This window comes from Peptoniphilus phoceensis (assembly GCF_001517665.2).
In the GTDB taxonomy this organism is placed as follows: domain Bacteria; phylum Bacillota; class Clostridia; order Tissierellales; family Peptoniphilaceae; genus Peptoniphilus_A; species Peptoniphilus_A timonensis.
In genome coordinates, this window is sequence record NZ_LN999807.1 from 43,366 (window position 1) to 56,264 (window position 12,899).

Below are 12,899 nucleotides of genomic sequence, written 5' to 3' on the forward strand. Positions count from 1 at the left end.
TTTTTTATACTATTTTTATACTAAAGATTTAACTTTTTGGTAGAGGATGTCAATGGCAACTTCATTTTCGCCGCCTTCTGGAATTATTAAATCGGCATACCTCTTTGATGGCTCAACAAATTGAAGATGAGATGGTCTAACTGTGGCAAGATATTGGTCTATTACAGAATCAAGAGATCTTCCTCTTTCAAGCATATCTCTTTTTATTCTCCTAATTATTCTAACATCAGCATCTGTATCTACAAAAACTTTTATATCCATTATGTCAATTAAATTAACTTCATTAAAAATTAAAATACCTTCTAGGATAATAATTGGTTTTGCTTCAACTATTTCTATTTCATCTTTTCTATTGTGAAGGGCAAAATCATAAATTGGTTTTTCAATTGACTTGCCTTCTTTTAGCATTTTTAGATGTTCAAATAAAAGGTCGTTGTCAAAAGCCAGAGGATGGTCATAATTTGTCTTAACCCTTTCTTCAAATACTAGATTTGACTGATCTTTGTAGTAAGAATCTTGTTCTATAACAGATACATTATCTCTTCCAATTAATTCAATTAATTTTTTTGTGACAGTACTTTTGCCGCTACCACTACCACCGCATATTCCAATGATACAAGCCTTATTCTTCATTTTCTCTCCTCAAAATAAATCCTTTTTCAATAGCTTCATCGACTTTTATTTTAAAAATTTGCTTTGCCTTATTTGCCACATCTATTTCATTATCTTTTTCATCTAACATTTTTTCTATCTTGTAGTCAAAATGTTTGATTCCAGGTCCAAAAATTTCAACTTCTTCTCCCACAAAGACTCTATTTCTTTGCTCAATAGTTGCCATTTTTGTATCTTTGTCATAATCAAGGACTATCCCAACAAAATCATAACCTCTAATATAAGAGTTGTCCTTATAAACTTGAGAGTTTTCATTGGCTTTTCCATAGAAAAATCCAGTTGTAAAATCTCTGTGGCTTACTTTTTTGATTTCTTCCAAAAGATAAGGATCGTATTTATAATTTTCTGGGTCAGCATAATAAGCATCAATTGCCATTCTGTAAGACCTTATTACAGTTGCAAGATAATATTCACTTTTTACACGACCTTCGATTTTTAGGCTGGCTATGCCTGCTTTTATCATATCATCAATGTGTTCAATCATACATAGATCTTTTGAATTCATGATAAAAGTTCCCTCGTCATGTTCTTCTATTGGGAAATATTCTCCAGGTCTTTTTTCTTCTACTAGATGATACTTATATCTGCAAGGTTGGGCACAATCTCCCATATTTGCATCTCTTCCTGTCATGTAATTTGAAAGAAGACATCTTCCTGAATAGGACATGCACATGGCACCGTGAGCGAAAGTTTCAATTTCAATAGAATCTCCAACTTCTTTTATTATATCAGAAACTTCCTTTAGGCTTAGTTCTCTTGCCATTACAACTCTTTCTGCTCCCAATTGTTGCCAGAATTTTACAGTTTGTGCATTAGTAACAGATCCTTGAGTTGAAATATGAATTGGAAAATCTGGTGCTACTTCTTTTACTTTCATAAACATTCCTGGATCAGCAACTATAAGGGCATCTACTCCAATATCATACAAGTCCTTAATATATTCTTCTACGCCTTTAATGTCCTTGTCGTGAGGAATTATATTTAAGGTAACGTGAATTTTCTTTCCTCTCTCGTGCAGGTATTCTGTTGCCCATTTTATATCTTCCATGGAAAAGTTTTTGGATGCTTTTCTAAGTCCAAAACTTTCTCCACCAAGATATACTGCATCGGCACCATATTCCACTGCAGTTTTTAATTTATTAATATCACCAGCTGGTGCTAAAAGTTCAATCTTCTTCATCTTTTCTCCTTACTAAAAGTATTCCATCCCCAATGGGAACAACAGATGAAATAAATCTTTCATCACTAGAAATATCTTTTAAAAATTTCCTAAGTCTTTTTACTATGGTTATTTTTCTTCTCTTTACAAGGGAGTCTTCCGCTATCATTCCCTTAAAGAGGACATTGTCACAGAGGATTATTCCCTTTTCATTTAAGTTTTTTAGGGCAGAATCAAAATATTTTTCATATTGACCCTTTGCTGCATCTATAAATATTAAATCGTACTTTTCTTCTAAGTCAACTAAAAAATCATAGGCATCGCTATTGTGAACGTGAATAATTTCATCAAGTCCAACATCTGAAATATTTTTTCTTGCTATTTCAACCATTTCTTCTTTTAATTCTACACTGTCAATTTTCTCTATGCACTTATTTCTCTTGGCAAAGGAAATGGAAGAATAACCTATAGCTGTGCCCAATTCAAGAATTTTTTTTGGCTTTTTCATAGAAATTAGAAAGTTTATAAATTCTTCACTTTCCCTTTCAACTATGGGCACATGATTTTCTTCTGCATACTTACTCATTTCAAGAAGCTTTTCATCTTTTATATCTTTTAAATCTCTTAAATAATTTTCTATATAATCGTAATTTATATTTGGCATAATTCCTCTAAAAAAGGGAACCTGTTAGATTCCCTAAATATCCTAAACCTCCATAATAATTGGTAAAATCATAGGATTTCTCTTTGTGTTTTTGAAAATATATGATCTCAAGTCATCTCTTATATCAGATTTAAGTCCATTCCAATCCTTTAAGTTTTCACGAGAATCTTCTTTTAAGATTTTTCTTACAACATTTTTTGCATCTTCAATTAAATCTTCAGATTCTCTAACATATACAAAACCTCTTGAAATAATGTCTGGACCAGAAACTACTTTTCCTTCTTTTGTTATAGTGATAACAACAATTATTAGTCCATCTTCTGATAGGTGCTTTCTATCTCTTAGAACAATATTTCCAACATCTCCAACTCCAAGTCCATCAACTAAAATATTACCTGATGGAACATCTCCAACTAGTTTTGCGTCTTTTTGTGAAATTTCAAGACAGTTACCATTTTCCATTATGAAGATATTTTCTTCAGGCATTCCCATTTGCTGAGCAATGCTTGCGTGCTTCATAAGGTGTCTAACTTCACCGTGAGCTGGAATAAAATATTTTGGTTTAATAAGACTCAAAATAAGCTTTAGTTCTTCTTGACAAGCGTGACCAGAAACGTGAATTTCTGATAAAGTTTCATAAATTACCTTTGCTCCTCTTTCAAGAAGTCTATTTATTACCTTTGTAACTGCATTTTCATTTCCTGGTATAGGAGTTGCTGAAAGAATAATTGCATCATTTGGTGTCAATTGAATTTTTCTGTGTTCACCATAGGCAATTCTAGTAAGAGCAGACATAGGTTCCCCTTGAGAACCTGTTGTTATTAATACAAGTTCGCTGTCATCATACTTGTGCATATCTTTTATATCTACAAAAGTATCTTTTTTAACTCTAAATTGACCAAGTTTTCTTGCAGTTTCAGTAACATTTACCATTGACCTACCAGATAGGACAACTTTTCTGCCGTATTTTTCTGCAGAATTTATAATTTGTTGAACTCTGTGAACATTAGATGCAAAAGTTGCAATTATAATTCTATTATCAGATAAATTTTGGAACAATCTGTTAAAAGTTTCCCCTACTTTAGACTCACTCATTGTGTAGCCTTCTCTTAGGACATTTGTAGATTCGCCAATCATGGCAAGTACACCTTTTTGACCAATTTCAGCAATTCTAGTTAAATTAATTGGTTCTCCACTAATTGGAGTGAAGTCCACCTTAAAGTCTCCTGAGTGGTAAACATATCCAAGTGGAGTCTTAATAGCAAGAGAACAAGCATCAGGGATAGAGTGGTTTACATTTATCCACTCAACTTCCATTTTGCCAAGTTTTACTACATCTCCTGCACTTACTACATGAAGTTTATCTCTTGAAAGTCTATGTTCTTTTAATTTATTTTCTAATAGTCCAATTGTTAGACCTGTTCCATAAATATCTAGGTCTAATTTTCTTAAAACATAAGGAATTGCTCCAATATGGTCTTCGTGACCATGAGTTAGGACAAGTCCTCTTATCTTGTGCTTGTTGTTTTCAAGATAAGTTACATCTGGTATTACTACATCAATACCAAGCATTTCATCTTCTGGGAAAGTCATACCACAGTCGATGATAATAATATCATCTCTATACTCAACTAGTGTAAGATTCTTTCCGATTTCGTGAAGTCCACCCAGTGGGATAATCTTCACCTTATTTGTGTTTCTCATTAATTTGCCTTCTCCTCAATTTTGTGTTGGCAGTCTTCGCAATAACCCATAAATTTTAGAGTGTGGTCAATAATTTTAAAATTCTTTTCTTTCTCTATTTCAGCTTCTAGTTCATTTAAGTTGTCAATATCAACTTCTTCTACTTTTCCGCAATTTATGCAAACGAGATGGTGGTGTCTGTGTCCTTCTGTTGGAATTCTTAGTTCATATCTCAAGATATTATCATCAAAAGCTATTTGATCTAAAATTCCAAGCTTGTGAAATAATTGCACAGTTCTATAAATAGTTGCAATTCCCATTTCAGGATCTTTTTTTGCAACTAAATTATAAACTTCTTCTGTCGTCAAGTGTTTGTCCTTGTTATATAGAAAAACTTCGTAAACTTTTGCTCTCTGCTTAGTGTACTTGTATCCACTGTCCTTTAAAATTTTTTTAACAGGTTCAATATTTATATCCATAAATGTCACCTAGTCTAATTCGTCAAGAAGTTCTTCATAAGCATTTTTAGCTTCTTCTAACTCATCATCATCAATGCCAGCAAGAAGTTCATCACCATTTTCGTCTTCTATTACTTTTAATATATAAATTTCTGGATCATCTTCATCAGTGTAAAGTGCGACATAATCAGTGTCATCAACAGAAAATTTTGCATCAACAAAAAATTCAACTTCATTATCATTTTCGTCATATAATTTTATTTTTTCCATTTTATCACCTATAAATTTAATCTATCCAGATAGGATTGCAGGATGTAAGTCGCCGCAATTTTATCTATATATTTTTTTCTATTTTCTCTTCGAACAGAACCCTCTATTAAAACTTTTTCTGCCATCAAAGTAGTCATTCTCTCGTCTACATATTCAATCTCAACTTTATATTTATTCTTTAACTTTTCTGCAAACTTAATAACTTTTTCACTTTGAGGTCCAATAGTATTGTTCATGTTCTTGGGAAGACCTACCACTATTTTTTCTACATTGTTCTCTTTTATAATTTCATGAATTTTTTCATAGGCTATCTTATTTGATTCTCTTTTTATAGTCATAAGAGGCTGTGCTGTAAGCAATAAGGCATCACTAATGGCTACCCCAATCCAGACATCTCCTACGTCAAGGCCTAAAACTTTATTCATTTAACCACAACCTTTACAGGTACATATATAATATGTAAAAGAGATGGGCTAGCCATCTCAAATCTTTTCTAAATAAACTTTTAACATTTCTTGTAAAAGCTCGTCACGCTCTACTTCTTGTATCATGGATCTTGCATTATCATGACTTGTAATATATGTTGGATCGCCTGATAATATATATCCTATAATTTGGTCAGTTGGGTTGTATCCCTTTTCTTCTAGAGCATTGTAAACTGTTCTTAAAATACTCTTAATTCTTTCTTGTTCCAAACTGCTTTTTTCAAAAATTTGTGTATTGTTATTTTGACCCATAATTACCTCCAAATAGATTATATCATAAAAGTATCTATTTTGATATTATTATAAAAGCTCACTTAGCTTATTTAGAGCGTCTTCAACTTTATCTATGTCCTTTGCACCAGCAGTTGCCATATCAGGTCTACCGCCACCGCCACCGCCAGCTACTTTGGCGATTTCTTTTATCAATTTTCCAGCAGCAATTTTCTTTTCTACAAGGTCTTTTGAAACTGCACATACAAAGTTTAATTTATCATCATTTATAGTTGCAAATAAAACAACAACTGATCCTACTTTATTTCTAACTTCATCAGCTAGATCACGAAGTGTATTTACATCTACTCCATCGAATTTCTTAACCACATATTTAATGCCGTTTTTTTCTTTAACTTCATTTGTAAGTCCAGAAATTTGATCCTTGGCAAGATCATGTTCAAGTTTTTCAATAGATTTATTTGCTTCTTTTAGATTTTTTATATTTAATTTTATTTTTTGAAGAATTTCATCTCTATTTGATTTTAATTCGCCAGCTATTTTATCTTCCTTATCACTTAATTCGTTAAGGTAATTGTAAACTGCAGGTCCTGTAATAGATTCAATTCTTCTTACTCCATTACTTATACCACTTTCAGATAGAATTTTAAACATGGAAATCTCTGAAGTATTAGTTACATGAGTACCGCCACAAAGTTCACGAGAATAATCTCCCATAGAAAGAACTCTAACTTCGTCCTTGTATTTACCTTCAAATAAGCCAATGGCACCCATTTCTTTCGCTTCTTCAAGTCCAGTAATTTTTGTATCAACTGGAAGAGCTTCAAAGATTTTTTCATTTACAATTTTTTCAACTTGAGCTAACTCTTCCTTAGTCATTGCATCAAAGTGGGAGAAGTCAAATCTCATTCTATCAGGCATAACTAAAGATCCAGCTTGATTTACGTGACTTCCCAAAACATCTTTTAAGGCTCTGTGAAGTAAGTGAGTTACTGAGTGATTTCTTCTTATATTATTTCTTCTTTTTGAATCAATAATAGCTTTAACAGGAGCTTTTTCAAGTCTTCCTTCTTCAACTTTTACTAGGTGAAGGTGAAGTCCATCCTTAGTTTTTTTAGTATCTGTAACTTTTAATTTGAAATTATCAGAAATAATTTCTCCAGTGTCGCCAACTTGTCCACCGCTTTCTCCATAGAAAGTAGTCTTGTCAAGAACAACTATAGCTTCTTCTCCTTCTTCTACAGAGTCAACCATTTCATCATCAAAAATTATTCTTCTTATCTCAGCTTGACATTCATCTTTTTCATATCCTAAAAATTCATTGGAAAGTCCTTCAAAAAGATGTTTGTTATCTTGGTTAGACCAACCAACATTGGAATCATTTCTAGCTTCTCTTGCTCTTCTCTTTTGGTCGTCCATTTCCTTTTTGAATCCATCCATGTCTACGTCAAGACCTTCTTCTTTTAAGATTTCTTCAGTCAAGTCAATTGGAAAACCATAAGTGTCATAGAGTTTAAATGCCTTTTCTCCATCTAATAACTTTTCATTATTTTCTTTCATTTCTTCTATGTGACCATTAAGTCTAACAAGGCCACCATCAATTGTTTCTAAGAATTTTTCTTCTTCTCTTCTAATTATTTCTTTTATGGATTCTCTATTTTCTTTTAATTCAGAATACTGTTCTCCCCAAGAATCAATTACCATGTCACAAACTTCATATAAGAAAGCTTTTTTAATTCCAAGTTTTCTTCCATGTCTTGCTGCTCTTCTAATAAGTCTTCTTAGAACGTAACCTCTTCCTTCATTAGATGGAACAATAGTATCAGAAATCATAAAAGTCATAGCTCTTATGTGGTCTGTTATTACTCTAAAGGAAATATCTAAATTCTTATCTTTGCCATATTCTTTACCAGAAAGCTTGGCAATTTCTTCAATTATATCTTTTATAGCATCTATTTCAAAAATATTGTCAGTTTCTTGTAAAACTGTAGCAATTCTTTCAAGTCCCATTCCAGTATCAATGTTTGGATGAGCAAGTGGATTGTAGTTTCCTTCTTCGTCCTTGTCAAATTGTGTGAAAACAAGATTCCAAATTTCTATAAATCTGTCGCCTTCTCCACCAGGTCTTTCATCTTCACTGCCGTGTTCTAGACCTCTATCTACATAAATTTCTGAGCAAGGACCTGATGGACCTACTTCTAGTTCCCAGAAATTATCTTCTTTTCCAAGTCTAATAATTTTTTCTTCAGGTATTCCAACTACATCTTTCCAAATGTTGTAAGCTTCGTCATCTTCGTGATAAACAGTTACCCAAAGATCTTCCTTTGGAATTTCAAGATTAACTGTCAAAAATTCCCAAGCCCAAGGGATAACTTCGTGCTTAAAATAATCTCCAAAGGAGAAATTTCCAAGCATTTCAAAAAATGTTGCGTGTCTATCTGTTAAACCAACATTGTCTATATCGCCAGTTCTAATACATTTTTGGCAAGTAGTAACTCTTTTAGCAGGTGGAACTTCTTCTCCAGTGAAAAATTTCTTCATTGGTGCCATTCCAGCTCCTATTAAAAGAAGTGATTTGTCATTTTTTGGAATTAGTGAAAAACTTGGTAATATATAGTGTTCTTTTGATTCAAAAAATTTTAAAAATTCAGTTCTTATATCGTGTAAACCTAAATATTTCATATACAACTCCTATTAAAAATCCTCCCATACCCTGGGAGGATGTGCTATAAATATTATAATTATAAAGAATATGAATGTCAATTAGAGCTGTATCTATCATTGTATTTTATTTTGATAAAATCAACGAGTATAAAGATAATTGACGTCAATGGAACAGAGATTACCATTCCCCATACACCAAATATTCCACCACCAATAATTATTGAAATTAAAATTACAAGTGGGTTAAGTCCTGTTGAATCTCCAATTAGTTTTGGTGCTAAAATATTATTTTCTATCCATTGAACAATTACAAATAAAATTAGAACCCAAAGTGCTTTCATTGGCGAATCCATAAAGGCAAATAAAACTGCTGGTGCACAACCAAGGAAAGGTCCAATGTATGGAATAATATCTGCCACACAAGTTATAAGACCAATTATTATGGCAAAGTCTACTCTAAGAACTAATAGGTAGAGCATAGTTAATACACCTACGAAAATTGCCAATAACATTCTTCCCCTAATGAATTGTTGCAGAGCTGTGTCAATATTACTTGTAAGATAAGAAATATCTTCTCTATATTTATTTGGCATTGCCTTTTTTACTTTTAATATAAATCTTTCCTTGTCCACTGAAAAGTAGAAGGAAAATATAATTATTAAAACAAGTCTAAAAGCAGAAGTTAAAAATCCATATAGTTTTGAAACTATATTAGATAAGGATCCCATAAGTGAACCTTGCATTTTAACTATTAATTCGTTAATAGCCTTTTTCATTGAATTCAAAATATCTGAAACTATTTGAGGTGTCTCTACATCTCCATTTACCTTTGGATTGGATTCTTTGTAGACATTGATAAAGTTTTCTGGAAGTTCTATGTTAAATTTTGCAAAAACTTCTGTCAAAAAATTATTAACATCTTTTATTAGAGTATCCACCATGGCAGGTAGACTTGCAAGTAAGTTTGAAACTTCATTTATTGTCTTTGGTATTACTGAAACTATAAGTATTCCAAAGATAAGTATTACTGAAATGTAAACTATAATTACACCAAACTGTCTTTTAACTCCCTTTCTCTCCAAGTAGTTTACTATTGGATCAATAATATAGGCAAAAATAATTGCTATTATTACAGACGAAAGAGTGTAACCAAGAATTGGAAACTTGTTAAAAATTATATTTATTAAATATATAGCAAGTATTCCCAAAAATATTTTTGTGATAAGCCTTAAATCTATGCTTATTCTCTTTTTGCCTTCTATGTACCTATTTCCAATATTTACTAGATAATAAATAGCTAAAAATATTAGAAAGATTGATAAGATGGCAAGAGCATAAACCATAAATCTTGCAGCATTATCAGAAATTTGCTCTAACATAATATCACCTGTTTTTGAACTTTTTCATCCCCTGATTAATTTTTTCCACTACAAAATCACATTCTTCTTTTGTGTTGTCGTGATTTAGTGAAAGTCTAAGCATAGAAAGAGAATCCTCTTCACTTTTTCCAATTGATCTTAATACATGGGATGGGTTAATGCTTCCTGCTGCACATGCAGATCCTGATGAAACACATATATCAAACATATCAAGATACTGAACCATAGTTTGTGGTTTTGTATTTTTTAAAGTGATATTTATATTCCCAGGTAGTCTATTTTCTCTTGGACCATTTAAAACAATTCCATCAATATTTAAAAGTTTTTCAATGGTGTAGTCCCTAAGATCCTTTGTGTAAGAAATATTTTCTTCAATATTATTGTAAGCATCTTCCATTGCTCTTGCAAGTCCAACTATTGATGCAAGATTTTCTGTGGATGCTCTTTTTCCTCTTTCCTGTTCTCCACCATCCATAAAGTTGTCTAAATCGACTCCATCTCTTATATAGAGTAGTCCAACTCCCTTAGGAGCTCCAAGTTTGTGACCAGATAAAGAGAGCATATCTGCCCCAATATCATCAATCTTGAATTTTACATTTCCTATAGCTTGTACTGCATCTGTATGAAATAAAATATTTTTTTCTTTCGCTATTTTTGATATTTCTCTAAGTGGCTCAATTGTCCCTATTTCATTATTGGCAATCATTATGGATATTAATCTTGTGGAATCTTTTATAGACGATTTAATTTCATCTAGATTTACAAATCCTTCCCCATCAACTGATATTAGAGAAGTTTCTGCTCCCCACTTTTCTATTTTCTTCAAAGAATTTAAAATAGCTGGATGTTCAATTTTTGATGAAATTACATGATTTTTTTCTTTTGCCTTGAGCGAACCTTTTATAGCCCAATTATCTGATTCTGAACCAGATGAAGTGAAATAAATTTCACTTGCTTTTACTCCCAAAATCTCTGCAATTTTTATCCTTGAATTTTCTATGGCTGCCCTAGATTTTTGTCCTAGTGAATAAATTGCCGATGCATTCCCATAATTTTCTTTCAAATAGGGAAGCATGGCATTTAATACACTATCTGTTATCCTTGTAGTAGCAGCATTGTCCATGTAAATCATAATTACCTCACATGTCTGCTAGAGTCATGGACTCCATTACATTTTCAATTTGACCTTGAAGTTTTGACAAAATATCTCTTGTAGCACAATTGGACTCTTTGCCGCAAGCTTCATTTTTACCAAGGTCGCAACAAGAAAGAGAAATATCTCCTTCAAGTGCATTTATAATTTCTCCAATTGCAATTGATTCTGGATCTCTTGCAAGGACATATCCTCCTCCTGCACCTCTAATGGATTTTACAAGATCTGCCTTTCTCAGAAGAGTGAATAGTTGTTCCAAATAAGATTCAGAAAGATTTTCATCTTTTGCTATATCTTTTAAGGCTATGGGACCCTTGCCCATATTTTCCTTCAAGTTATACATGGCCATTAAACCATAACGGCCCTTAGTAGAAAGTTTCATCTAATCACCTCTTATTATGGTCTGAAGGATCCTTTTTCTTCATTATTTTCTAACATATTTTTTAGAGTGTACCATGAAAGAACTGCACATTTTACTCTGGCTGGCAAAGTGGATATTGATTCAAAAGCAACTGCATCATCTAAATCTTCTAATTCATCTGGATCCTCAATTTCTCCCTTAACCATTCCAATAAATTTGTCAGCTCTTTCTATTGCTTCATCTACACTTATGCCCTTGACATTGTCACACATAATTGAAGTTGAAGCTTGAGATATGGCACATCCGTGACCTGTATAAGATATGTCTTCTATTATTCCTTCTTTGATTTTTACTTCTAGAGTTATTTCATCACCACAACTTGGGTTGTGTCCAAGTTCTTTTTTTGTATAATCTTCTAATTCTCTTCTGTTGTGTTTATTTCTAGAGTGTTCCAAGATTAGTTCTGTATAAATATTATCAAGATTCAATTCCTAAAATCCTCCTTACATCTTCAAGATGTTCCACGAAATAATCAATTTCTTCCACAGTGTTATAAATTGCAAAGCTTGCCCTACAAGAAAAGTTTGAACCTAAATATCTGTGTAGAGGTTGTGCACAGTGGTGACCTGATCTGATTGCTATTCCAAAAGTATCAAGTATTGATGCAACATCGTGTGGATGGGCTTCTTTAAAGTTAAAAGATATTACTGGAGCTCTGTTCTTGTTGCTTGTTGTGTAAACTTCTAGATAATCTAATTTTTTAAGTTTGTCATAACAATAATCAGTTAAATATCTTTCATATTCATCAATCTTATCCATGCCATACTTGTTTATAAAGTCAATGGCAGCAGCAAGATTTACTGCACCTTCAACATTAGCTGTGCCTGCTTCAAACCTTTGTGGTGCATCTAAGAAAGTTGTGTGATCTTCGTACACATATTCAATCATGTCGCCACCTGATAAGAAGGGTTCCATTTCATTTAATAAATTTTCTTTTCCGTAAAGTACACCAACACCTAGTGCAGAATACATTTTATGACCAGAAAAAGCTAAGAAATCAACGTCAAGTTCACTTACATTAACTTTTCTGTGAGGAACAAGTTGAGCTCCATCAAGAATTATTTTTGCTTGTGAATGTTCTCTTGTATATTTTACAATTTTTTCTATTTCAGGATTTGTTCCAACTACATTTGATGCTCCTGTAATAGAAAGAATTTTTGTGTTTTCAGTAACTTTTTCTTCAATTTCAGAAAAAGGAATTTGCATATCCTCATCAAGATACAAAAATTTTAATTTTGCACCAGTCTTTTTTGCCACTTCTTGCCAAGGCACTAAGTTTGAATGGTGTTCCATTATTGAAATTACAATTTCGTCGCCTTCACTTAAATTATTTCTTCCATAAGAGTAGGCAAGAAGGTTTAAAGCTTCAGTTGCATTTCTTAAAAATACAATTTCGCTTGCTTTTTTGGCACCAATAAAATCAGCAACCTTTTGTCTTGCATTTTCATAAACTTCTGTAGATTTCATTGCAAGATAGTGAGCTCCCCTGTGAGGATTTCCATTTTCACTTTCGTAAAAATTCTTTATATTGTCAATAATTTCTCTTGGCTTTTGTGTTGTAGCACCATTGTCAAAATAAACTATATCTTTTCCATTTGGCTTTAAATTTAAGAAGGGAAACTCTTTTCTGATTTTTTCTATTTCTGTCTTTGTAAACATA

Annotated in this window: 14 protein-coding genes; all 14 read right to left on the reverse strand. The window is 32.2% G+C overall.

Annotated features, from left to right (window positions below; genetic code table 11):
- Positions 1-15: 15 nt before the first annotated feature.
- The 14 genes from udk to BN3657_RS01215 all read right to left on the reverse strand — a co-directional run bounded on the left by udk (position 16) and on the right by BN3657_RS01215 (position 12,898).
- Complete coding sequence (udk, locus tag BN3657_RS01150; protein ID WP_019138564.1) at positions 16-633, reverse strand: uridine kinase; 618 nt, start codon at positions 631-633, stop codon at positions 16-18.
- Positions 623-1,852: a peptidase U32 family protein gene (locus BN3657_RS01155; RefSeq protein ID WP_062551422.1), complete on the reverse strand. Its 1,230-nt coding sequence runs from the start codon at positions 1,850-1,852 to the stop codon at positions 623-625. The genes udk and BN3657_RS01155 overlap by 11 nt, the downstream gene beginning before the upstream one ends.
- Entirely contained in the window at positions 1,839-2,495 is a 657-nt protein-coding gene (locus BN3657_RS01160) for an O-methyltransferase (protein WP_062551423.1), read from the reverse strand. Before BN3657_RS01160 ends, BN3657_RS01155 begins: the two co-directional genes overlap by 14 nt.
- Positions 2,496-2,537: 42 nt before the next feature.
- A complete protein-coding gene (locus BN3657_RS01165) occupies positions 2,538-4,199 on the reverse strand; it encodes a ribonuclease J (protein ID WP_062551424.1) in 1,662 nt (553 codons plus the stop codon).
- Positions 4,199-4,657, reverse strand: coding sequence for a Fur family transcriptional regulator (locus BN3657_RS01170; RefSeq protein ID WP_019138568.1), 459 nt, complete (start codon positions 4,655-4,657; stop codon positions 4,199-4,201). Before BN3657_RS01170 ends, BN3657_RS01165 begins: the two co-directional genes overlap by 1 nt.
- A gap of 9 nt (positions 4,658-4,666) precedes the next feature.
- Entirely contained in the window at positions 4,667-4,906 is a 240-nt protein-coding gene (locus BN3657_RS01175) for a DUF1292 domain-containing protein (RefSeq protein ID WP_062551425.1), read from the reverse strand.
- Between the two features lie 8 nt (positions 4,907-4,914).
- Positions 4,915-5,331 carry a Holliday junction resolvase RuvX gene (ruvX, locus tag BN3657_RS01180; RefSeq protein WP_062551426.1) on the reverse strand — a complete coding sequence of 139 codons (417 nt, stop codon included), beginning with the start codon at positions 5,329-5,331 and terminating at the stop codon, positions 4,915-4,917.
- A 57-nt stretch (positions 5,332-5,388) separates the two neighbouring features.
- Positions 5,389-5,643, reverse strand: a complete 255-nt coding sequence (locus BN3657_RS01185) for an IreB family regulatory phosphoprotein (RefSeq protein WP_019138571.1) — start codon at positions 5,641-5,643, stop codon at positions 5,389-5,391.
- Between the two features lie 48 nt (positions 5,644-5,691).
- The gene (gene alaS / locus BN3657_RS01190) at positions 5,692-8,304 is read right to left on the reverse strand and encodes an alanine--tRNA ligase (protein ID WP_062551427.1); all 2,613 of its coding nucleotides are present in this window, start codon (positions 8,302-8,304) and stop codon (positions 5,692-5,694) included.
- Between the two features lie 77 nt (positions 8,305-8,381).
- On the reverse strand, positions 8,382-9,665 hold the full coding sequence (locus BN3657_RS01195; RefSeq protein ID WP_062551428.1) for an AI-2E family transporter: 1,284 nt from the start codon (positions 9,663-9,665) through the stop codon (positions 8,382-8,384).
- 4 nt (positions 9,666-9,669) lie between these two features.
- Positions 9,670-10,797 carry a cysteine desulfurase family protein gene (locus BN3657_RS01200; protein ID WP_187363607.1) on the reverse strand — a complete coding sequence of 376 codons (1,128 nt, stop codon included), beginning with the start codon at positions 10,795-10,797 and terminating at the stop codon, positions 9,670-9,672.
- A 7-nt stretch (positions 10,798-10,804) separates the two neighbouring features.
- A complete protein-coding gene (locus BN3657_RS01205; RefSeq protein ID WP_062551429.1) occupies positions 10,805-11,200 on the reverse strand; it encodes an RrF2 family transcriptional regulator in 396 nt (131 codons plus the stop codon).
- A 14-nt stretch (positions 11,201-11,214) separates the two neighbouring features.
- Positions 11,215-11,667, reverse strand: a complete 453-nt coding sequence (gene sufU / locus BN3657_RS01210) for a Fe-S cluster assembly sulfur transfer protein SufU (RefSeq protein WP_062551430.1) — start codon at positions 11,665-11,667, stop codon at positions 11,215-11,217.
- Positions 11,657-12,898, reverse strand: a complete 1,242-nt coding sequence (locus tag BN3657_RS01215) for a cysteine desulfurase (RefSeq protein WP_062551431.1) — start codon at positions 12,896-12,898, stop codon at positions 11,657-11,659. The genes sufU and BN3657_RS01215 overlap by 11 nt, the downstream gene beginning before the upstream one ends.
- Between the last annotated feature and the right edge of the window lies 1 nt (position 12,899).

Bases quoted from the DNA above. Each gene is read 5' to 3' on its own strand.
- udk (WP_019138564.1), bottom strand. From the start codon at position 633: ATGAAGAATAAGGCTTGTATCATTGGAATATGCGGTGGTAGTGGTAGC.
- BN3657_RS01155 (WP_062551422.1), bottom strand. From the start codon at position 1,852: ATGAAGAAGATTGAACTTTTAGCACCAGCTGGTGATATTAATAAATTA.
- BN3657_RS01160 (WP_062551423.1), bottom strand. From the start codon at position 2,495: ATGCCAAATATAAATTACGATTATATAGAAAATTATTTAAGAGATTTA.
- BN3657_RS01165 (WP_062551424.1), bottom strand. From the start codon at position 4,199: ATGAGAAACACAAATAAGGTGAAGATTATCCCACTGGGTGGACTTCAC.
- BN3657_RS01170 (WP_019138568.1), bottom strand. From the start codon at position 4,657: ATGGATATAAATATTGAACCTGTTAAAAAAATTTTAAAGGACAGTGGA.
- BN3657_RS01175 (WP_062551425.1), bottom strand. From the start codon at position 4,906: ATGGAAAAAATAAAATTATATGACGAAAATGATAATGAAGTTGAATTT.
- ruvX (WP_062551426.1), bottom strand. From the start codon at position 5,331: ATGAATAAAGTTTTAGGCCTTGACGTAGGAGATGTCTGGATTGGGGTA.
- BN3657_RS01185 (WP_019138571.1), bottom strand. From the start codon at position 5,643: ATGGGTCAAAATAACAATACACAAATTTTTGAAAAAAGCAGTTTGGAA.
- alaS (WP_062551427.1), bottom strand. From the start codon at position 8,304: ATGAAATATTTAGGTTTACACGATATAAGAACTGAATTTTTAAAATTT.
- BN3657_RS01195 (WP_062551428.1), bottom strand. From the start codon at position 9,665: ATGTTAGAGCAAATTTCTGATAATGCTGCAAGATTTATGGTTTATGCT.
- BN3657_RS01200 (WP_187363607.1), bottom strand. From the start codon at position 10,797: ATGATTTACATGGACAATGCTGCTACTACAAGGATAACAGATAGTGTA.
- BN3657_RS01205 (WP_062551429.1), bottom strand. From the start codon at position 11,200: ATGAAACTTTCTACTAAGGGCCGTTATGGTTTAATGGCCATGTATAAC.
- BN3657_RS01215 (WP_062551431.1), bottom strand. From the start codon at position 12,898: ATGTTTACAAAGACAGAAATAGAAAAAATCAGAAAAGAGTTTCCCTTC.